Below are 20,790 nucleotides of genomic sequence, written 5' to 3'. Positions count from 1 at the left end.
GTTCAGCGTTCTCCCAGCCTCTCCGATGAGGTGTCAGGTCGCGCGACCAGCGGTGTCATCCCTGCGACGAACGGCGGACGAGGGGCACGCGCACCCTGGCGGAATGCCCTCTCACGCGGCATCGTTGTCGGTGACGAACGTCGACGAGAAGGAGCAGGTCATGGCCGAGCCCACCGAGGAGATCGCGGTCCGTCGCGACGACACCGCCGGACGCTACGAGATCACGGTGGACGGTGCGGTGGCCGGCTTCACCGAGTTCGTCCGCACGCCGCACGGACGCCTGCTCTTCCCGCACACCTCGATCGATCCGGCGTACGGCGGACGGGGCCTCGGCGGACGCCTCGTCGAACAGGCGATGAAGGACGCCGCCGCGAACGGCGACGAGGTCATCCCGGCGTGCCCGTTCGTGAACAAATGGGTCCGGACGCACGACGTCCCGGGTCTGAAGGTCGATTTCCGGGACGCGTGATGTCGCGCTTCGACGTCGGGGTCGAGACCGAGGAGCTGCCCCGACGGTGCACGAGTCCTCGTGCCGAACTGTACGACGCCCGAGACGTGCCGCTCGGCGGAATCCGCGGCATGCAGGTGCATCGCGCGCTGCCGCAGCGTCCGTTGCCCACCGTCGGAGCCTGGTGCTTCCTGGACCGATTCGGTCCGCAGGAGGCCGTCATGCGCGTCGAGCCGCACCCGCACATCGGGTTGCAGACGGTGACGTGGCCGTTCGTCGGCGAAGTCCGCCATCGGGACACTCTCGGCAACGACGTCGTGGTGCGCCGCGGCGTGCTGAACCTCATGACCAGCGGTGCCGGCATCGCGCACTCCGAGTACTCGGTCGGGGACAGTCCCGTCGCTCTGGACGCGCTGCAGCTCTGGGTCGCGCTTCCGGAGTCGCGCCGGCACGGGGCACCCGATTTCGAACGCGTCGAGGACCTCCCGGTCGTGCGTCTGGACGCCGCAGACCACGCGACCGGCGATGCCGCCACCGCGGAGGTGACCGTGGTGCTCGGCGAGTTCGCCGGAGTGTCCTCCCCCGCTCGGTCGTACACGCCGATCGTCGGCGCGGAGATCCGGTTGCCGGCCGGTCGTCGCGTACGCGTGCCGCTGCGTCCGGAGTGGGAGCACGCACTGGTCGCGATCACCGGTGAGATCGTCGTCGAGGCGGACCCCACCACCGTGGTCGGGCCGGAACAGCTGCTCTACCTCGGCATCCAGCGGGATCACGTCGAGGTCGCAGCGGAGAGCGACACCACGCTGTTCCTCCTCGGCGGAGAGCCGTTCGAGGCGGACCTGGTGATGTGGTGGAACTTCGTGGGCCGCTCGCACGAGGAGATCGCGGAGGCCCAGCGTGATTGGGCGGAGGACTCCGACCGCTTCGGCCATGTGCTCGGGCACGGCGACGAGCGGATCCCGGCGCCGCCCATGCCGACGGTGCGGCTGACTCCCCGGCGCCGCCGACGCTGATTTTCCCCGGCCGGCCCTAGGCCCGCGATCACTAGAATCGTCCTGTGGCTTCCTCCCAGCGTCTGTCGACGCGCACGCTCCTGATCTGCGCGGCTCTCGCCGTCGTCACCGGGGTCGTCTCGGCCATCGCCGGCTGGGTCAGCGGACCGACGATCGCCGCGGTCCCGGTGCTGTACGGCCTGGTGCTGACCGCCCACGCGCTGCCCGGCATTCTCGCTCAGGTGGTGCTGCGCCAGCCGTGGGTCGCTCTCATCACGCACCTGCTGGCCGCGCTGGTTGCATCCGCGGTGAACCCGCTGTTCGTGCTGAGCTACCTGTCCGCCGTCGTGCTGATGGGTGGCATCCAGGAAGGGTGGGCGGCAATCGGCCGCTACCAGCGGTGGAGCATCGGCTGGCTCGCGATCGGCGGCGCGATTCTCGGTGCCGTCCTCGGCCTCACGGCCGGCCTCATCATCGGGCTGAAGTACCTGCCGTGGTGGGGAGCGATGCTGTCGGTCCTGCTCACGGTCGTCGGCGGGGTGCTGTGGACCCTGGTCGCCGAGGCGATCGGTCGCGCGCTGCACCGCGCCGGACTCACCCGCACCTACCGTGCCTGACGAGATCCTGCTGCGATTCGCCGGGCCGGATGACGCGTCCGCGATCGAGGACGTCGAGACCCGGGCCGACGCACTGCTGATCGAGGCGCTGAGGCCGGAGTCCTGGCCGGACGTCGAGCCCGGCACGGCCCGACTGGCGGCGCACGGCTTCGTGCTGCTGGCGGACTCCGGGACCGAGGTGGTCGGCTTCGCGCACGTGCTCGAGATCGACGGCCACGCGCACCTGGAGCAGCTCGCCGTGCTGCCCGAGTACGGCCGCCGCGGCATCGGGCGCGCGCTCGTGGACGCGGCGATCGAGACCGCACGCGGGCGCGGACACACCCGCATGACGCTCCGGACCTTCGCGGACGTGCCGTGGAACGCGCCGTTCTACCGCTCGTGCGGATTCGTCGAGGAAGAACCGGACAGCGACTTCCTGCGCGAGCTCGTGGACGTCGAGCGCCGCCTCGGGCTGCTCGAGATCGCTCCGCGCGTCCAGCTGTCCCGCACGCTCTGACCCTTTCTGACGGTCCGGCGCCGGTCCCGGCGGCGATATCGGCGGGTAGTTTGAGAACACAACCCGTCCCCTCTGATCCGGAAGCCCGTGCCCGCTGAGAATTCGTCCGCCCCGCTGCTGCGGGTGAGCGACCTGACGATCACCCACGACGGGAACTCGGCGGCTTCGCCAGACCGGGTGTCGTTCACGGTTTCGCCCGGCGAGGTGGTCCTGCTGCTCGGTCCGTCCGGGTCCGGGAAGTCGACGCTGACGCTGGCGCTGAACGGACTGATCCCGCACGATGTCCCGGCGACGGTGACCGGAAACGTCACCGTCGCGGGGCTGGACACCGCGACCGCGACGCCTGCCGAGCTGAGTCCGCACGTCGCGATGGTGTTCCAGGACCCGGATGCCCAACTGGTCACCGGCAGCCTGCTGGACGAGGTGTGCTTCGGCCCGGAGAACCTGCTGCTCCCGGTTCCCGACGTGCTGCGCCGTGCCGAGTGGGCGCTGCGGCGCGTGCACCTCTGGGACCGCCGTCACGACAACCCCGACGCCCTGTCCGGGGGTGGCCGCCAGCGGCTCGCTATCGCATGCGCCCTGGCGATGGGCGCTCCGCTGCTGGTGCTCGATGAACCGACGGCGAACCTCGACCCGGCCGGGGTCGAGGAGGTCTACTCGACGCTCGGTGAGATCGTGCACGAGCAGGACCGTGCGGTGGTGCTCGTGGAGCACGACCTCGACGAGGCGATCGGCATCGCGACGCGCATCATCGCGCTCGACGCGGACGGACGCCTGGCCGTCGACGGCCCCGCCGCGGAGGTCCTCCGCGATCGGGCCGATGAGCTCGCAGCGCTCGGCGTCTGGTTGCCGACGGCGACGCTCGCGGCCCTCCACCTCCGTGACGCGGGGGTGTTGTCCGCGCCCCTGCCGATCACGGTCACCGAGCTGCGCGACCGTCTCCCGGAGGCCGTACCCGCGGGGGTTCGGAGCGGACCGGAGGCGGCTCCGGAACCGATCATCCGGGTCCGGGATCTGACGGTCCGGCGCGGGGCACGACCGGTGCTCGACCGTGTTTCCCTGGATGTGCCGCGCGGTTCGTTCACGGCCATCGTGGGTGGCAACGGTGCCGGCAAGACGACCCTGCTGCAGGCGATCGCGGGCGTCGTCCGGCCGCCGAAACGCGCGATCGACCTCGACGGGGTGGACCCCGGCCGAGTGGCGGCCCGCTCGCTCGCCTCGCGCATCGGATTCGTGTTCCAGAATCCGGAGCATCAGTTCATCGCGCCGACCGTCCGGGACGAACTGGCCGTCGGACTGCGCGCGCAGCGCCTGCCTGAGGACGAGGTGCGGGCTCGGGTGGACGAGGTGCTGGAGCGGTTCGGTCTCACCGATCGCGCGGACTCGCACCCGTTCCTGCTGTCGGGCGGGCAGAAGCGTCGTCTTTCGGTCGGCACCGCGCTGATGACCGGCGCACCGATCCTCGCGCTCGATGAGCCGACGTTCGGCCAGGACCGGGCGCGCGCTGCCGAGCTGCTGTCACTGCTGCACGACCTCAATGACGCCGGGACGACGATCGTCATCGTGACGCACGACATGCAGCTGGTCGCCGACAGCACGACCCACGTCGTCGCGTTCTCCGGGGGACGAGTGGCTCTGGCCGGCACGCCGCGGTCGGTCTTCGCGGAGGTCGATCGCGTGAACGAGATCGGGCTGCGGCTGCCGGCATTGCCGCGGATGGTGCGAGGTGTGCCGGGGTACGAGGCCGTGTGGACGTTGGATGATCTCGTCCGCACGGCGACGAAAGGGTCGCGATGACGGCCGCACCGATCACCGGGGCCGTCGCGGCCGACCCGTACCTGGCCGCCGTTCCCGCTCCGGCGTGGCGATGGTTGCACCACGTCAATCCGCTGGCAAAGCTGGCCGCACCGGTTCCCGCCATCGTCGGCGTGCTGTTCACGCGTGACATCGCGACGCCGCTCGCGCTGATCGCCGTGGCCTACGTCATCCTGCTGCTCGGTGCGCGCATGTCGCGTTCGCTCGCGCTGGTGCTGTTCGTCGTCGTTCCGCTCGCCGTGGCTGCGATCGCGCTCGGTCTGACGCTGTGGACGGACCCGGCCACGCTCGCCGACCCCGGCGGGGTGCTGTGGCGGATCGGTGGCTGGGTGGTCCAGGAGGGCGCGCTGGCGTCCGGATTGTCCGCCGCACTGCGGATCACGGCGATGTTCGTGTTGGCGTTCGTCGCGGGTGCGACGATCACCGGACCGGACCTGATCCGTTCCGCCGTGGAGCATCTGCACCTGCCGTACCGAATCGGCTACACGGCGTTGGCTGCTTACCGGTTCATCCCGCGGTTCCAGCACGAGCTGGGCGTGATCCGCGCCGCACATCGGGTGCGGGGACGAAACGGCGGGCGTGGCCCGTTCGCGGCGTTCGCCCGCGGTTGGGGATACGTGCTGCCGCTGTTCGCGGGGGCGATCCGGCACGCGGAGCGGGTTGCGCTGGCGATGGACTCGCGGGCGTTCGGTGCACATCCCACGCGGACCGAGCGGCACAGCGTCCCGTGGCGGTGGACGGATTGGCTCTTCCTCGCGCTCTTCGTCGTCACCACCGGGGTGGTCTTCGCCCTCACCGTCTGAGCCGCCTCCGCCGCCCGGCCCGGCTAAGCTGACCCGGATGTTGACGCCACGACGACGCCTGCTGCTCGGCGGCGGAATCCTCACCCTGCTCATGCTCGGGTGGCAGACGCTGGTGTTCCTTCTGGGTCAGAGCGGAGGCAGCCTCAGCACGCTCGCGTTCGCGCTGCCCGGCGCCACCCCGACGGGCCGGTTCGGATCGAACGCGGACAACTGGTCCTCCGTCGCCGTCGCCGTCGCCGCCGGTTTCACGTTCGTCGCGATCACCGCGCTGCTCGCACGACGCCGCGAGGCCACCGTCACGACCGGGTGGCTCGCGGCCGCTCTGACGAGTCTGCTGGTGAGCGCGATACTCGCCGGTTTCGCCATCGCCCCGAATGCGCTCTGGGGCCCCGGTTCGGTGTTGCGGAGCCTCTCGTCCTACCCGACGAGTGTCGTCTGGGGCCTGGCCACCGGCTGGATACCCGCGCTGGCGTTCCTCCGCCCTCGCGGTGAGGATCGGGCCGGCGAGCCGGTGGCGGGTATCGGCGGCACATGGACGGGCGTCCTCAGCGGCGTCGCCGTCCTCGCTCTCGTGGGTGCGGGTCTCACCGTGCAGGGCGCGCACGACGTGGCGCAGGCGGAGGCCCGGGCGGCGGCGAACGCCCCGACCACCGACGAGAACGGCATCGATCTGCCGGATCCGAACGCCGTCGGCGACCCGGTGCCGACCGTCGCACCGGAGACCGATCCCATCCCGGACGACGCGTGCACCGGAGAGAATTCCATGCTGCTGAAGACCGAGCCGGACGCCGCAACCGGCCACCGCAGTCTGACCATCCGGCTGATGAACTTCTCCGACGCGCCGTGCGTCGTCGACGGCTACCCGGACCTGGCCTTCGCCGATCAGAACGGACACGTGATGTCGGTCACCATCGAGCACGGGAGCTCGTTCATGGCGACCGATGCCGGCGCTCAGCGCGTCGAGGTCCCGGCGAAGGGCTACGCGGCGGCGACGATCGGCTGGGACGCGAACAGCACCCACGGCACGCTCGTCGCGAGCACGGTCTACGCGGCCGCGCGGGCGGGCGCCGATCGCGGATCGTGGCCGATCGTCCTGGACATCGTCCCCGACACCACCGTCAGCGTCACCGCCTGGCGCATCGCATCTCCCGCCGTCGAGTGATCGGTCATTGAGCAGAGTGCCTCTGCCCGGACGCCACGGTGACGATGCAGGCGCTCTCGTCGCGGACGAGCCCACGTGAGATGACACGGACACTTCGGTCGCCTTCCGGCGCGAGGCGCAAAGGACAGGCGGGAGGGACGGGTGACCCACAGGCAGATCGACGACGGTGTCATGGGTCAGAAGGGGCATGGGCCCTCGGGGGTGGTGAAGACGACGGTGCGGGGTGGTTTGTCGATGTAGGTGACGCCGAGGGGGCTGGTCCAGCGGATGAGACCGCCGGGGAGGTTGTCGGCCTTCCACCTCGTATGGTGCTTGAGCGTGTGGTGTCTACGGCAGAAGTGGCCGAGGTTGCTGATCGCCGTCGGCCCACCGAGCGCGGCGTCGATGGTGTGGTCAGCGTCCGAGCGGGTGGCGGGGTACCGGCATCCGGGGAATCGGCAGTGCTCGTCCCGAACCCGCAGGATCCGTCGTTGGTCGGCGGAGGGCTGATACCGGTCGATCTCCAACACATGCCCCGTCGTCGGGTTCACGAACAACCGGTCCCATCCGGGAGCATTCCCCGCCAGGGCACGGGCTGTGTCGGTGTCGATCGGGCCGTGCCCGACCAACTCCGCCACACCAGGAAGACCACCCGTGGGAGGAGAACCCCCACCCTCTGCCCCAGTCCCGGCCCCGGTCCCGGTGGCGGTGCTGGTGGTGGTGAGGATGCTGACGGGGATATTCACCTGCACGTGCGCGCGGATGCCGGTGAGCCCGTCGCCGGCGGCGGTGGGGTCGGCGGTCAGCAGGAGGTCGGCGAACACGTCGGCTTGGATCTGCGCCAACGTCCGCTCATCGCGCTCGAGGTTCCTGTCCGTGCCGTCACCACTGTCCGTGCCGTCACCGCTGTCCGTGCCGTCAGGGGCGACGGTCACGGTGGCGGTGGCCTCGCGACCACCGGTCTTGCGGCGGTTTTTGATGCGGCGGGCGGTGGCGTGCAAGCGGTCGGCGATGCCGTGGGCTTCCACGGTGGGTAGGTGGGCGTACAGATCGCTCATCCCGTCCTCCCCGTCCCGCACTTCCACACACCGGGCCGCACGGGCGGCCTGGTGGCGTTCGTCGATGCTGTCGGTGCGGGCGGCGTCCGCGGTCATCGCGATCCGGCGCCGCAACCGTCCCGCCGACTCGTGTTCCGCAATCGTCACCGAGGAGGCCTCGAACCGTCCCCGCCGGGCTTCGTCCTCGATCGGACACCCCGCCTCGATGATGGCCCGGGCATGAGCCAGACTGATCCGCCCGCCCGCGAGAGCCGCGTGGGTGAGGGGGAACCGGTGCACCAGGGTGAACGCGTCCGACAGCTGGCTTTGGATGACCCGGTCACTGACCCGCAGGGCGGTGCCGAGCTCGGCGGACACGTCCCGGACGGTGAGGTCATGTTCCCGCCCCGACCCGCCGGCCCCCTCGGCCCGCGCCTGCGCGACATCCAGCACCGCGGCGCACTGGGACGCGTCCCGCGCCTGCAACCGGGCGATCTCCGCCCGAACCCGCACGACGTCCGCGACCAGGACCCGCAACCGCGCGTCCGAGCCCCGCCCCGGGGTGCCTGTCTCTGATGTCATGCCCCCATTCTCCCACCACAGGGGAACATAGTTACGAGACTCAGTGCGTTTTCCGTAGTATCTCGTCGACACTACGCACACCCGACACCCGACCCCTCACAGCCCCAGCCACCCCTCACCCAAAGCCACTCCGCGCCGCCAGCTCACGCCACACGTCAACACAACGACCCGACACCGTTCCGCGGAATCGCAACCGTAAACGTGAGCCGCTGTCGGAATCCAAACCACCCCGCGGACTCCACCCTCCCCAGCGTATTAAACCGGACCACCCTCGAAACGCGAGCCGATCATCCACGAATCAATCGAATAAATCTTCGACATTCAAGTCCCGCACCGGCGCCCCCGCGACAACCGGCCTCAGAGCCGCGCGAGCCACGGATGCCCCGGCTCCGTGCGCTCCAAGGCCTCCGTCAACCACCCTCGTGACGCCGGAGACAGCAGTGGCAGCGCGGCGACGAAGTCCGCCTCGTCCTGGGCCCGCCCCGCGCGAGCCTTGTACAGCAACTGGATCTCCGCGCGCAGGTATCGCACTCCGTCGTGCACGACGATCGCATCGGACATGGGCATCGTCAGCGTCGGGTCGCGCTTGTAGACCCAGGTGCGCTCATCCCCCGGCGAGAGCAGGACGTCGTACTCCCACAGCGAGGTCGCATCTCGACGCAGCCAAAGATTGCCGGTGTCCGGCGGAAGGGTGGCACCGGTGATCAGCGGCTTGAGCGCACCGCTGAACGCCGCCCAGATGTCCAGGGTCCCGGACAGATGGGTGCGCAACGCCGGCAGATCGTGACGCAGGACGCCGAGGTCGATGTCGTGGTGCGATCGGTGCCCACCCGTGAGCACGTCGATCGCCCAGCCGCCCGCGATCCACCACAGGCCGTCGTAGCCCGCCATCAGCGCGGCCGCATCCGACGGCGTCCGCGGCGCCCACGCCCCGTAGACGCGGAAGAACTCGACGTCCTCGGCGCTGAGGCCCTCAGACATCGGCGCGCAGCAGCTCGGCGAGGCTGATCGGGGGACGACCGGTGACCGCGCGCACGTCGTCCGTCGCGGGCTGCAGCTCCCCGGAGCGGATGGCGGTGTACGTCGACACCCACGCGTCCACCTGCCAGTCCGGGGCGCCGTATCCCGCGCGCGAGGCGTACGCCTCCTCCGTCGTCTCGTTCACGAACCGGACCTCGCGTCCGGTCACCTCCGTGATGATCGCCGCGACCTCGGTCAGCGTGAGTGCCTGCGGGCCGGTGAGGTCGTACGTCCGCCCCGCGTGAGCGGCCGGGTCCTGCAGAACGGTCGCGGCGACCCGGGCCACGTCCGCCCGGGCCACCGCCGCCACGCGGCCGTCGCCGGCCGGACCGCGCAGGGCGCCGTCCTCCCCGACGAAGTGCGGCAGCACGTCGAGGTAGAAGTCATCGCGCAGGAAGGTCGTCGCCATTCCGGAACGGAGCAGGTACTGCTCGGTGTGCCAGTGGTCCCGCGCGAACGTGAATGTGGCATCCGGCGCGGCCCCGTAGAACGAGGTGTACACGACGTGCGCTACCCCGGCCGCGGCAGCCGCATCGATGATCGCACGGTGCTGTTCGAGGCGCTCGAGGCTCTCGGTGCCGGACACCAGGAACAGCGTGCGAACACCCGCGAGCGATGCCCGCGTCTCGGCGTCGTCGGCGTATCGACTGAGGACCGGGACGGCGCCGGGGAGTTGGGGCGCACGCGCCGGGTCGCGAGTCAGGAGACGCTGGGGCACCCCGGCGTCCGCGAGCAGTCGCGCGACCGCGCCGCCCACGTTGCCCGTGGAACCGGTCACCGCCAGCGTCGGCAGCTCAGCAGGTTCGTGCGTGGAAGTGGTCATTCCTCCATCATCCCCACTCCCACCTCCCGCCGTCACGACTCCGGCCGCGTTCCCGGCGGGGGGACCTGCCCGATATCGGTCCACACCTCGGTCAGCTCACGGATGCGTCCGCCCTCAACCGTGGCGAAGCTCGCGCATCCGAACTGCAGCAACGCGTCGCCGTCCCGCCCGGTGACGTGCGATCGACAGGCCGCGGTCTTCTCATCGCCGGTCAGTTCCTCGATGCGCAACCGGTCGAAGCCCGGGTATTCGGCGTTCAGCCGGATCCCGCCGACACGGTCGTAGACCTCACCGGTGTGCACGAGAGTGACCCGAAGGTCCTGGTGCAGCAGCGGTTCGAGCTCATCCCACCGCCGCTCGTCGATCCGCTCCATGAGCGTGCGCAGCACCGTCCTCGCGTCCATGCCGTCACGGTAGACCCGGCCCCGGACATGCGGAACGGCCCGGGAGCGTCGCTCCCGGGCCGCCGTCGCGCTGTCCGTTACTTGACGAGCTTGCGGCTCACGAGATCGCGCATGATCTCGTTGGTGCCGCCGTAGATGCGGTGCACGCGGGCGTCCAGGAACGCGCGTGCGATCGGGTACTCGGTGATGTAGCCGTAGCCACCGTGCAGCTGCACGCCGGTGTCCAGGAGTTCCCACTCGCGATCGGTGGCCCAGAACTTGACCTTCGCGGCCTCCTCGGCCGACAGCTCGCCGTCCTTGTAGAGCATCATCGCGCGGTCGACGTACGCCCACATGACGTCGACGGTGGTGTCCATGTCGGCGAGGCGGAAGCGCGTGTTCTGGAAGTCGGCGACCGGCTGGCCGAAGGCCTCACGGGACTTCGTGTACTCCAGCGTCCACTTCAGGGCCGCTTCGCCGGCGGCGGCCGCAGCCACACCGATCGAGAGGCGCTCGAGGGGCAGGTTCATCATGAGCTGGATGAAGCCGAGGCCCTCCTTGCCGCCGATGAGGTTCTCCTCCGGGACGAAAACGTCGGTGAAGGACATCTCCGCCGTGTCCCAACCGTGGAAGCCCATCTTCTGCAGCTTCTTGCTGTGGTCGAAGCCCTCCATGCCGTCCTCGAGGATCAGCAGGCTGAACGCGTCGGGACGGTTGCCCTCACCCGTCTTGACGAACGTGACGACGATGTCCGCCGTCGCGCCGGACGAGATGAACGTCTTCGCGCCGTTGACGATGTAGCCGCCGTCGACCTTCTTCGCGGTGGTCTTGATGCCGCGGAGGTCAGAACCGGCCCCGGGCTCGGTCATCGCCAGGGCGCCGAGGATCTCACCGGTCGCCATGCCGGGCAGCCACTTCTGCTTCTGCTCCTGCGTGCCCATGTGCACGATGTAGGGCACGGCCAGGTCGTCCTGGATGCCGAGCGCCCCGGCGAGCGAGCCGAGGCCCGCACCGATGGTCTCCTCCAGCACGACCGAGCGGAAGCGGTAGTCCTGGAGCATGCCGGCGCCGCCGAACTCCTCGGGCACGGACAGGCCGATGATGCCGGCGTCTCCCGCCGCACGCATGGTGGCGCGATCGACCTGACCGTCGGCCTCCCACTTCTCGCGCGCCTCGTTGGTGCCGTAGCGCTTCACGAACTCCTTGACCACATCGCGGAACGCCTCGTGGTCCTCGTCGTAGATCTTCCGGTCCATGCCGGTCCCTTCTGCTCACGGTGGCGGACGGATCGCGCCCGCTCAACGCTTGCGATCCTACGACCGCCCGACTCGCGGCGACAGACCTTCGTGAGATTAGGTGTCAGTTTCCAAGAAACTTAGTACCAGGTTTGTGGGAAGGCTCCAGGTGTCGCTCCAGGTGGGTCACCCGGGATAGTCCGGCGCCGCCGGGAGACCGAAGAAGTCCTCGAGCGTGTGGAAACCGCCATCGTGATAGGCGCGCGCCAGATCCACCCCGATGTACCGCACGTGCCACGGTTCACCCGCGTACCCCGTGACCGGCGTCTCGGCACCCTCGTACCGGATGACGAAACCGTACTCCCAGCCATGTTCGGCCACCCACCGGCCCTGTGCGGACGCGCCGAAATCGTCCATGGTGCTGCACCCACCGTTGCACGCGACGATGTCCGCGGTCATTCCGGTCTGATGCTCGCTGTACCCCGCCCGCGCACTCGACTGATCCGCAGCGTCGCCCTGCGTGGCGACCTGATCATCGTGATTGGCGACCTGCGTCTGGAACGAACGGTATCCGCTGAGCAGGGCGATCTCGCCCACGCCGGCATCCCGCGCACCGTCGGCCATGCGATCCAGCGCCGCAGCGGTGCTCCGCCGCAGCTCCGACGAGTTCAGCGCAGGCAACGACGTGACGGGCGTCAGGTCTCCCGGCGCCCAGTCCAGCTGCGGGAACGGCCGCGCCTTGTTCACCACGAACCACACCGCGTTCTCGTCGGACAGCGACACGCACGGCAGGCGATCGGCGAGCAGCGCCGCACGGAACGCCGCTCCACCACCGACCGCGGCCACCGCTCCTTCGCCATCGCCTGCCGCGAGGGCCTCGGTCACCGTCGGCAGGTCGCACGGCTGGGTGGTCTGAACTGCTGCGGACACCTCCGGCACCGGCAGCGCCGACACGGGCTCCGGACGCGGCAGAGTTATCACCGCCGGCGCGTCCGCCACCGGAGTCGATGAGCGACCCGCCGCGCCGACGGCGAGTCCGGCCAGCGCTGCCGCGAGCACGGCGATCGTCCCGAACATCACCGCGCGACGCGGTGCACGCGCACGATGGCGCGCGAGAGTCGTCGGGAGGTCCATAGCTCCATTGTCCCTCGATCGGCGGCGTGGTGCATCGCCCCGTCCGCGGGTGCGACGATGGGGGGCATGGCGGATCAGCGTGCAGTGCAGTACGACCAGACCGGTGGACCCGAAGTCCTCCGCCTCGCCGATGTCCCTGTGCCCACGCCCGGCGAGGGGCGGGCCCTGCTGGAGGTGCGCGCGGTCGGCATCAACCCGTACGACGCCAAGGTTCTCTCCGGCCGGGTGCCTGGCACGACACCCTTCCCCCGGGGCATCGGGTCCGACGTCGCGGGCGTCGTCACCGCCGTCGGCCCGGACGCGACGTATGCGGACGGCACGCCCGTCACCGTCGGCGACACCGTCTTCGGGTGGGGGATGAACACGTTGCGCGAGCGCCTCGTGGTCCGCACGAGTTCCGTGGCTCCGGTGCCGGCCGGACTCCCCCTCTCGATCGCCGGCGCCCTGGCCACACCCGGGCTCGCGGCCGCAGCCTGCTGGGACGCCGTGCCGGTCTCAGCGGAGGACGTCGTGCTGGTCTCTCCGGCCAGTGGAACCGTCGGCTTCCTTCTGTCGCAGTGGGCCGTGCGCGCCGGCGCCCAGGTCATCGGCACGACGTCGCGCGCCAATTCCGAACGCGTCCGCGACGCAGGAATCACTCCCGTCGCGTACGGCCCGGGGCTCGCCGAACGTGTCACCGCGGCCGCCGGGCGCCCCCTCACGGCGGTCTTCGACTCGGTCGGTCGAGAGACGCTCGATGCCGCGGCCGAGCTCGGGGTCCCGCCGCAGCGTGTGGTCACCCTCGCCGATGACGACGTGGCCGCGGAGTTCGGCGTCCGCACCACGGCCGCCGCGACCCGCTCGACGGCGCGCCTGGTCGAGGTCGCGGCGACGATCGCGTCCGGCGAGGTGATGTTCCCGGTCGCCGCGGTCTTCGGACTCGACCGGGTCGCCGAGGCCTTCGCCCTGCTGGAGACCGGACACCCCGGCGGGAAGATCGTCGTCGCTCCGGCCGGCAGCTGATCGAATTCTTCTTCGATTCCGGGTTGACTTCAGTGTCGAAGTTCTGTTCCATGTACTCATGCGGTGGCAGGGTCAGGAGTTGGGCGTCGCGGACGAGTCCGCGCTGCCGGGGATGGAACAGCTGAACGGACTCGTCCGATCGGTCACCACGCCCGAGTTCGCGGGCATCACGTTCCACGAGGTGATGGCGCGCTCCGCCCTCAACCGCGTTCCGCTGGGGTCCCGAATGACGTTCGACTGGACCGTGAATCCCTATCGGGGGTGCTCGCACGCGTGCGTGTACTGCTTCGCACGCGGCACGCACACCTACCTCGACCTGGACGGCGGGCGCGATTTCGACTCGCAGGTCGTGGTCAAGCTCAACGTCGCCGACGTCCTGCGCCGCGAACTGGCCAAGGGCTCCTGGCAGCACGAACAGGTCACCCTCGGCACGAACACCGATCCGTATCAGCGCGCAGAGGGTCGCTATCGGCTGATGCCCGGCATCATCGACGCGCTCGCCGCCAGCGGCACACCCCTTGCGATCCTCACCAAGGGCACGCTCCTGCGGCGCGATCTCCCGCTGCTCCGGGACGCCGCCGAGCACATCGATGTGGAGCTGGCGATGTCGATCGCGATCTTCGATGACCGTCTGCAGCAGTCCATCGAACCGGGCACGCCCTCGACGGCGGCACGCCTGGCGACCGTGCGCGCCGCGGCCGAGGCGGGGTTCCGGGTCCGGGTGTTCCTCATGCCGATCCTGCCGCACCTGACGGACTCATTGGAGAGTCTGGATGACGCTCTCACCCGAATCCAGGAGGCCGGGGCGCACAGCGTCATCTGGGGCCCCCTGCATCTGCGCGCCGGCGTGAAACCGTGGTTCTTCGCGTGGCTGGAGCGCGAGCACCCGGAGCTGGTCTCGTCGTACCGCGGGCTGTTCCCGGGGGCGGCGACGTACGCGCCGAAGGCCTACCGCCAGTGGCTGGCGAAGCGGATGCGGCCGCTCGTGACCGCCCACGGCCTGCGTGCCCGCGCCGAGGACGAACTCCCGCCGCGGCCGCGCGCGTCGGCTCCACTGGTCCCCCGTCCGGTACCGCAGCCGGCGATGCTGTTCTGACAAGATCGCTCCCACCCGCGGCAGGTTTCGCGAGGAATTCCTGCCACGGATGGGAGCGATGCGGCGCTTGTGCTCAGTTCCGGCAGAAATGATCGGGGAGACCTGCCGGACGTGAGAGCAAGCGGCTCAGGCGTCCTTGATGAGGGAGACGTCCAGCGTGATCTTGATCTTGTCCGAGACGAGGAAGCCACCGGCCTCCAGGCCGACGTTCCAGGTCAGGCCCCAGTCCTTGCGGCTGATGGTGACGCCACCCTCGAAGCCGGCACGAAGGTTGCCGTAGGCGTCGGTCTGCACGCCACCGACTTCGACCTGAACGTCGACGGACTTGGTGACGTCCTTGATCGTGAGGTCGCCGGTGAGGACGAACTCCTCGTCGTCCTTGATCCGGATCCCGGTGGAGCGGAAGGTCATCTCCGGGAAGTTGTCCGCGTCGAAGAAGTCGGCCGAGCGCAGGTGCTGGTCGCGACCCTCCTGGCGGGTGTCGATGCTCGCGGTCTGGATCGTCACGTTCACATCGGCGTCATCCGCGCCGTTGACGGTCACCGTGCCGGCGAAGTCGTCGAACGTCCCGCGCACCTTGGTCACCATCGCGTGGGTCGCCGAGAAGCCGATCACGGAGTGGTCCTTGTCGATGGTCCAGGTGCCGCGCACGGTTTCGATGTCGTAGCTCATGAGGTCTCCTTGAGGTCGAAGCGTCCGCCGCTGTCGACGCACGAGTGATGAAACCGAGATTACGTCCGATCTATTCCGATGAATAGATCCCCCAGCAGATCTTCAGGTCCGTTCACCCGCTGAGCGAGCACCACAGACCGGCCGGCACCGGGACGCTATGCCGCGGAGTCGGTGCGGAGCAGACGGAATTCGCGGCGGCGGAGCGCCCACAGGACCCACGAGGCCGGCGGACCGAAGGCACGACGGCCGGCGTCAGTCGGGTACGGCTCGACGCCGACGACCTCGTGCACCTCGCCCCGAACCACGACCGTCGCATGCCCTGCGGCGACGAGGTTGCGGTACCAGTTCACCGACGGTCCGTAGGTCAGTTCTGCGATGAACCCCTCGGGGACGGCGGCGAGGATCAGCGGCGTCTCGAAGGTCTGCCCCGAGCGTCTCCCGACGTGTCGGATCAGGCTGAAAGGACCTCGACCGCGCCGGGCCGCGCGGACCGTGACGCGGTTCAGGGTGTTCTTCAGCACCCAGAGGAACCCGCGCTTCAGCGACCCGGCCATGTCGCCATCATGGCACGACGACGAACGCCCTCCCGCGAGAGCGAGAGGGCGTTCGGACGGCGAGATCAGGCGGTGATCTCGTCCAGCGTCAGGCTGCGGCCGGCGAGCTCCTCGAGAACCTCGTCGCCCGGACGTGCCTCGTCGAACGGCGCGTCGATCTCGGCACGCGCGAGCAGCTCCTGCACGCGGCGGGTGCGACCACGGGAGACGAGCGTCACCACGGTGCCCGCGCGACCGGCGCGACCGGTACGGCCGGCGCGGTGCAGGTACGTCTTGTACTCCATGGGCGGGTCGGCCTGGATGACCAGGTCGATGTCGTCCACGTGGATGCCGCGCGCGGCAACGTCCGTGGCGACCAGCACGTTGGCGCGGCCGGAGGACATCTTCTGCAGGTTGCGCGTGCGCTTGGCCTGGTTGAGGTCACCGTGCAGCGCGACGGCCGAGACTCCGGCGTCCTCGAACTGCTCGGCGAGCATCTCGGCGTACGCGCGAGTGCGGGTGAAGACGAGCGTCTTGCCCTCGCGGGAGACGAGCTCCTCGAGCACGTCCGCCTTCTCGCGGTGGTCGACCACGAGCACGCGGTGGTCGATCGTGCCGGAGTCCTGGTCCTCACCGGAGACCTCGTAGACGGCCGGGGTGACGAGGAACTCCTTCACGAGCGCCTCCACCTCGGTGTCCAGGGTGGCGGAGAACAGCAACTTCTGGCTGTCCGCGGCGGTGTGACGGAGGATCCGCTGCACCGGCTCGAGGAAACCGAGCTCGCACATGTGGTCGGCCTCGTCGAGCACCGCGATGGACACCTGCGAGAGGTCGAGCTTGCCCTGCTCCACCAGGTCTTCGATGCGGCCGGGCGTGCCGATGATGATGTCAACGCCCTTCTTCAGCGCGCCCACCTGACGACCCTGCGGCACGCCTCCGTAGATCTGCGTGGTGAACAGGCCGACCGAGCGCGCGATGGGCTGGACGGTGCGGTCGATCTGCAACGCCAGCTCACGGGTCGGGGCGAGGATCAGCGCGGCCGGAGCACGTCCGAATTCGCGCTTGACGCCGGCCTTCGAGCGCAGGATGCGCTCCACGAGCGGGGCGCCGAAGGCGATCGTCTTGCCGGAACCGGTCCGACCGCGGCCCAGGGTGTCGCGGCCGTCGAGGATCACCGGGATGGTCGCGGCCTGGATCGGGAAGGGCTTCTCGGCGCCGAGCTCAGCGAGCACGCGCACGATGTTCTGGCCGAGACCGAGCTCGTCGAACGAGGTGTCCGCGGTGTCATCGGCGGAGATGGACTGCGCCTGCAGGCGCTCCAGCACGACGTCCTCGGACTCCTGGAACGCCGGCTTGCTCTCGCCCTTCCAGTCCGACCGGGAGGCATGGGACCGCTCATCGCGGACGCGGCGGTTACGGTCTGAGAAGCGGTCGTCGCGGCGCGGACGGTCGAAGGTGCGCTCCTGACGCGGTCCGCGGTCATCCCGACGGAAGTCACCGCGGTCATCACGACGCGGACGGTCGAACGTGCGCTCCTGACGCGGTCCGCGGTCGTCCCGACGGAAGTCGCCGCGGTCGTCGCGACGCGGACGGTCGAACGACCGATCCTCGCGCGGTCCGCGGTCGTCCCGACGGAAGTCACCGCGGTCATCACGACGCGGAGCACGGTCGTCCCGACGGAAACCCCCGCGGTCGTCGCGGTTCTGGCCACGGTCATCCCGACGGAAACCGCCGCGGTCATCACGCTGACCACCGCGGTCATCGCGGCGCGGACGGTCGGAGAAGCGGTCGTCGCGAGCCGGTCGGTCATCGCGCTTGGGACGGTCGACGAACCGGTCGTGGCGTGCCGGGCGGGCGTCGTCCCCGCGCAGGTCGCCGCGCACCGAACGGTCGCGCTGGCCCTGGCTGATGCCGCGGGCCTGGTCGCGGCCGGCGCGGTCCTCGGCGCTCCAGCGGCGCTTCGCGGGCGCCTCGGTCTCGGAGGCGTCGCGGTAGCCGCGGTGGGTACGGCCGATGCCGCTCTTCTTGGCCTTGGCGCGGTCCCCGTAGCGGGGGTCGTAATTCTTGGGCGCGCGTCCGCCCTGTCGCTGCTTGGGCATGCGTGTGGATCCTTCGTATGAAGTTCGTCAGTGGGGATTGCTACGCCAACGGGCGCTCACCATCGGCCACCGAAGCTCACACATTTCCCGCGCAGACGGACGCACGGGGCTCGAAGCCGACACTCCAGGGTACCGGCTGCGTCTGGGATATACCTGGTCACGCCTGCGAGCGCGGCGGCCCGGCCTGGATCCGACGCAGCAGAGAGGTCGCGTCGTCCGCTTCATCCCAGCGGCTCTCGATGAACCACGTCGCCCCGGCGGCGGCGTAGGCATCCGGTCGTTCCGCGTCATCCGGACCGTCGGTTCGTCCCTCCATGACCACCTCGAACGGCCGTCCACCGCGGCGAGCGGCCATGTCGTCGACCACTTCGCGCAGCACCGCCGGCGACAGGGGGTCGAAAGGATCGCGCCCCGGGCGCAGGTCGGTCGGAATGATGCCGTCCCATCGCGCGGCTCGGCGCAAGGACCGTTCGTGCGGCCACGCTCCGACGGCCCAGACCGGGATGCGCTCCTGCACCGGACGCGGAGCGAGTTGCAGGTCGTCGGCCCGATAGTGCTCTCCGTTCCAGGAGAAGGGTTCCCCGGACTGCGCCAAGGCGAGGATCTCCAACGTCTCATCCAGTCGCTGCGCACGCGTGCGTCGGTCGACGGTGTCCGTGGAGACCCGGCTGAACCCGCCGTCATCCGGGCTACCGAGTCCGACCGGAAGCACCAGGCGTCCGTCACTGAAGTGGTCGATCGTCACCGCCTGTTTGACGACGTTCCACGGCCGGCGGCGGGCCAGCGGGAAGACCATCGCCCCGAGCGTGACACGTTCGGTGACCAGCGCCATCCCGGCCAGGACGGACCACGGGTCATACACCGGGGTGCCCCCGAGAGAGACACCGTCCCACGTGAAGACGCCGTCCCAACCGGCCTCCTCCGCGACGCGCGCGTACTCGACGGCCTGCTTCGGCCCCACCCAGCTCAACACGAACCCGAACTTCATGGCGCTCCTTCCCGCTCCGCACATGATGTCACCGGCCACGGACACGGCGATCGTCGCCCCGCGCGGGCCCTAGCATGGGGTGGTGAGTCTCGATCCCACCGGTACCCAGATCCAGCTTCGCCTCGAGCGCGACGGGCACGTCGTCACCGCCGACATCGCACAGGTGGGCGCTTCCCTGCGCGGCCTCACCGTCGATGGCGTGGACCGCATCGCCCGGTATCCGGAGGGCACGCCCTCGCCGAGCTGCTCCGGTGTCGTGCTGGTCCCGTGGCCGAATCGCGTTCGCGACGGTCAGTGGACGCATGAGGGCGAGGCCCAGCAGCTCTGGATCACCGAGCCGAAGCTCGACAACGCGATCCACGGGCTGCTCCGCTACACGCCGTACACGGTGGGTCCGTCGGACAGTTCGGTGACCCTGCGTGCCACGGTTCCGCCGCAGGCGGGTTACCCGTTCCTGCTGGAGACCTCGGTGACCTACGCTCTCACCGTCGACGGCATCACCGTCACGCACAGCATCCGGAACTCGGGCGCGACCGCCGCACCCGTCGCCGTCGGCGTGCACCCGTTCATCGCGGTCGGCGATGCTCCCGCGGACCAGCTGACGATCACCTCGCCCGGTGCCACCTACCTCACGGTCGACGACCGCCTGCTCCCGACCGGGGCCGCACCGGTCACGCCCGAGAACGACCTGCGCGACGGTCGGCGCCTGTCCGACCTCACGCTGGACACCGCGTACACGGATCTCGCCCGCGATGCGGACGGCCGCGTGCGCCACACGCTCACCGACGCCGACGGACGCAGCACCACGGTGTGGCAGGACGAGCACTGCGACTTCGTGCAGTTCTACACCGGTCGCGACTACCCGGGCCGGGACGTCGCGCTGGCCTGCGAGCCGATGACCGCTCCGGCCGAAGCCCTGAACAGCGGCACGGGCCTGCACTGGGTCGACCCCGACGACACCTTCGTCGTCACCTGGGGCATCACCGCCGCCTGACCAAACATCGCGAAGCCCGCACGACACGGGTGCTTCGCGCGCTCGACGGTGTCTCGGGCGATGATCCGGACGTCAGCGGCCGTGGATGAAGCGGATCAGCGCGGGCCACGCGGCGGCGCCCAGGCGTGCGTCGGCCTCCGGTGTTCCCCCGCGCGCGATCGTCATCCCGCCGCTGACGGCCTCCTCGCCGGGCAGGACGACGCGATGACCGGCCTCCACATCGATGATCGTGGTCGTCGCGAGGCGGTGCTGGGCACGGCGCGCCACGATCGCGTCCACGGCATCATGCGAGGCCCAGACGCGGTCGTCGCCGCCGGCGACCAGCAGCACGTCCGGAATCCGTTCGACCGGCAGGGTCGCGGCAACCACGTCGTCCGGGAAGCGATCCCGGGAGGAGCGGTACAGGTCGACGAACGCCGGCGGGTCCGCGTCGCTGTGCCAGTCCGGATCGAACGACACGAACGGCACCGGCTCGCCGCCGATCGTCCAGTGGCTCGTCCACCGGGAACCGTCCCAGCCGGCCCACACCACGTCCGTAGGGGCGAACGCGGCGACGCCATCGATCCCGCCGATCAGCGACGCGGTCGCGAGCGCCGCCTCGGCACCGAACGAAGTGCCGAGCACGGTGACCCGATCACTGTCCCGCCGCAGGTCATCGATCCGCGCCGCGAAGGTCTCCAGCGGGATCTCCCACGGCCCCTCGTGCTGGCCGTCTCCCCCGAACCACCGGATGGACTCGGCGATCGCGCCGGTCTGCGCGAGCACGGCCGCACGCGCCGAGTCCACACGTCCGCTCGATCCGGCGAGCACGAGCACGGCGGCCCCGCGGTGCTCGTCCGGGATGAACCGGACCCGATCCCGCTCGCGGATCGCTCGCATG

21 protein-coding genes are annotated in these 20,790 nt (G+C 70.1%); 10 read left to right on the top strand and 11 right to left on the bottom strand.

Annotated elements, in window-relative coordinates; genetic code table 11:
• The first annotated feature begins 103 nt into the window (after window positions 1-103).
• The 7 genes from BN1193_RS16995 (at window position 104) to BN1193_RS16965 (ending at window position 6,333) form a co-directional block, all read left to right on the top strand.
• Window positions 104-469, top strand: a complete 366-nt coding sequence (locus BN1193_RS16995; protein ID WP_230206540.1) for a GNAT family N-acetyltransferase — start codon at window positions 104-106, stop codon at window positions 467-469.
• Window positions 469-1,461 carry a pirin family protein gene (locus tag BN1193_RS16990; protein ID WP_040168140.1) on the top strand — a complete coding sequence of 331 codons (993 nt, stop codon included), beginning with the start codon at window positions 469-471 and terminating at the stop codon, window positions 1,459-1,461. The genes BN1193_RS16995 and BN1193_RS16990 overlap by 1 nt, the downstream gene beginning before the upstream one ends.
• 44 nt (window positions 1,462-1,505) lie before the next feature.
• Window positions 1,506-2,057 (top strand): ECF transporter S component, encoded by a 552-nt coding sequence (locus BN1193_RS16985; protein WP_040168139.1) that lies wholly within the window; start codon window positions 1,506-1,508, stop codon window positions 2,055-2,057.
• Window positions 2,050-2,553, top strand: coding sequence for a GNAT family N-acetyltransferase (locus BN1193_RS16980; RefSeq protein WP_040168138.1), 504 nt, complete (start codon window positions 2,050-2,052; stop codon window positions 2,551-2,553). Before BN1193_RS16985 ends, BN1193_RS16980 begins: the two co-directional genes overlap by 8 nt.
• Window positions 2,554-2,640: 87 nt before the next feature.
• A complete protein-coding gene (locus BN1193_RS16975) occupies window positions 2,641-4,350 on the top strand; it encodes an ABC transporter ATP-binding protein (RefSeq protein ID WP_052460911.1) in 1,710 nt (569 codons plus the stop codon).
• Window positions 4,347-5,171, top strand: a complete 825-nt coding sequence (locus BN1193_RS16970) for an energy-coupling factor transporter transmembrane component T family protein (RefSeq protein WP_040168136.1) — start codon at window positions 4,347-4,349, stop codon at window positions 5,169-5,171. The genes BN1193_RS16975 and BN1193_RS16970 overlap by 4 nt, the downstream gene beginning before the upstream one ends.
• Before the next feature lie 37 nt (window positions 5,172-5,208).
• The gene (locus BN1193_RS16965) at window positions 5,209-6,333 is read left to right on the top strand and encodes a DUF4232 domain-containing protein (protein ID WP_040168134.1); all 1,125 of its coding nucleotides are present in this window, start codon (window positions 5,209-5,211) and stop codon (window positions 6,331-6,333) included.
• Window positions 6,334-6,509: 176 nt separating this feature from the next.
• Here BN1193_RS16965 and BN1193_RS16960 read toward each other — a convergent pair whose 3' ends face one another.
• The 6 genes from BN1193_RS16960 to BN1193_RS16935 form a co-directional block, all read right to left on the bottom strand.
• On the bottom strand, window positions 6,510-7,931 hold the full coding sequence (locus tag BN1193_RS16960) for an HNH endonuclease signature motif containing protein (protein ID WP_052460910.1): 1,422 nt from the start codon (window positions 7,929-7,931) through the stop codon (window positions 6,510-6,512).
• 357 nt (window positions 7,932-8,288) lie between these two features.
• On the bottom strand, window positions 8,289-8,912 hold the full coding sequence (locus BN1193_RS16955; protein WP_040168132.1) for a nucleotidyltransferase domain-containing protein: 624 nt from the start codon (window positions 8,910-8,912) through the stop codon (window positions 8,289-8,291).
• Window positions 8,905-9,774 carry an NmrA family NAD(P)-binding protein gene (locus BN1193_RS16950; protein ID WP_052460909.1) on the bottom strand — a complete coding sequence of 290 codons (870 nt, stop codon included), beginning with the start codon at window positions 9,772-9,774 and terminating at the stop codon, window positions 8,905-8,907. The genes BN1193_RS16955 and BN1193_RS16950 overlap by 8 nt, the downstream gene beginning before the upstream one ends.
• 32 nt (window positions 9,775-9,806) lie before the next feature.
• A complete protein-coding gene (locus BN1193_RS16945; protein WP_141396721.1) occupies window positions 9,807-10,178 on the bottom strand; it encodes a nuclear transport factor 2 family protein in 372 nt (123 codons plus the stop codon).
• A 77-nt stretch (window positions 10,179-10,255) separates the two neighbouring features.
• Entirely contained in the window at window positions 10,256-11,413 is a 1,158-nt protein-coding gene (locus BN1193_RS16940) for an acyl-CoA dehydrogenase family protein (RefSeq protein ID WP_040168130.1), read from the bottom strand.
• Window positions 11,414-11,578: 165 nt separating this feature from the next.
• On the bottom strand, window positions 11,579-12,526 hold the full coding sequence (locus tag BN1193_RS16935) for a M15 family metallopeptidase (protein WP_052460908.1): 948 nt from the start codon (window positions 12,524-12,526) through the stop codon (window positions 11,579-11,581).
• Between the two features lie 66 nt (window positions 12,527-12,592).
• On the opposite strand from BN1193_RS16935, the gene BN1193_RS17960 reads away from it, so the two are divergent.
• Window positions 12,593-13,528, top strand: a complete 936-nt coding sequence (locus tag BN1193_RS17960) for an NADP-dependent oxidoreductase (RefSeq protein WP_040168129.1) — start codon at window positions 12,593-12,595, stop codon at window positions 13,526-13,528.
• Window positions 13,529-13,586: 58 nt separating this feature from the next.
• Entirely contained in the window at window positions 13,587-14,624 is a 1,038-nt protein-coding gene (locus BN1193_RS16920) for an Rv2578c family radical SAM protein (protein ID WP_040168128.1), read from the top strand.
• Window positions 14,625-14,750: 126 nt separating this feature from the next.
• Here the strand turns inward: BN1193_RS16920 and BN1193_RS16915 are convergent, their stop codons facing one another.
• From BN1193_RS16915 to BN1193_RS16900, 4 genes are all read right to left on the bottom strand, one after another.
• Window positions 14,751-15,296 (bottom strand): YceI family protein, encoded by a 546-nt coding sequence (locus BN1193_RS16915; RefSeq protein ID WP_040168127.1) that lies wholly within the window; start codon window positions 15,294-15,296, stop codon window positions 14,751-14,753.
• 155 nt (window positions 15,297-15,451) lie between these two features.
• Window positions 15,452-15,850 (bottom strand): nitroreductase family deazaflavin-dependent oxidoreductase, encoded by a 399-nt coding sequence (locus tag BN1193_RS16910; protein WP_040168124.1) that lies wholly within the window; start codon window positions 15,848-15,850, stop codon window positions 15,452-15,454.
• 65 nt (window positions 15,851-15,915) lie between these two features.
• Window positions 15,916-17,928: a DEAD/DEAH box helicase gene (locus BN1193_RS16905; RefSeq protein ID WP_040168123.1), complete on the bottom strand. Its 2,013-nt coding sequence runs from the start codon at window positions 17,926-17,928 to the stop codon at window positions 15,916-15,918.
• Between the two features lie 157 nt (window positions 17,929-18,085).
• Window positions 18,086-18,916, bottom strand: a complete 831-nt coding sequence (locus BN1193_RS16900; protein WP_040168122.1) for an LLM class flavin-dependent oxidoreductase — start codon at window positions 18,914-18,916, stop codon at window positions 18,086-18,088.
• An 82-nt stretch (window positions 18,917-18,998) separates the two neighbouring features.
• Here BN1193_RS16900 and BN1193_RS16895 point away from each other — a divergent pair, with 82 nt between their 5' ends.
• Window positions 18,999-19,910 carry an aldose 1-epimerase family protein gene (locus BN1193_RS16895; RefSeq protein WP_040168525.1) on the top strand — a complete coding sequence of 304 codons (912 nt, stop codon included), beginning with the start codon at window positions 18,999-19,001 and terminating at the stop codon, window positions 19,908-19,910.
• 72 nt (window positions 19,911-19,982) lie between these two features.
• Here BN1193_RS16895 and BN1193_RS16890 read toward each other — a convergent pair whose 3' ends face one another.
• Window positions 19,983-20,789, bottom strand: a complete 807-nt coding sequence (locus tag BN1193_RS16890) for an acyl-CoA thioester hydrolase/BAAT C-terminal domain-containing protein (protein WP_040168121.1) — start codon at window positions 20,787-20,789, stop codon at window positions 19,983-19,985.
• Between the last annotated feature and the right edge of the window lies 1 nt (window position 20,790).

The organism is Microbacterium gorillae (genome assembly GCF_000826185.2).
GTDB lineage: Bacteria > Actinomycetota > Actinomycetes > Actinomycetales > Microbacteriaceae > Microbacterium > Microbacterium gorillae.
The sequence above is the reverse complement of the archived record's forward strand: the minus strand, read 5'-3'. Positions and strand labels throughout refer to the sequence as shown.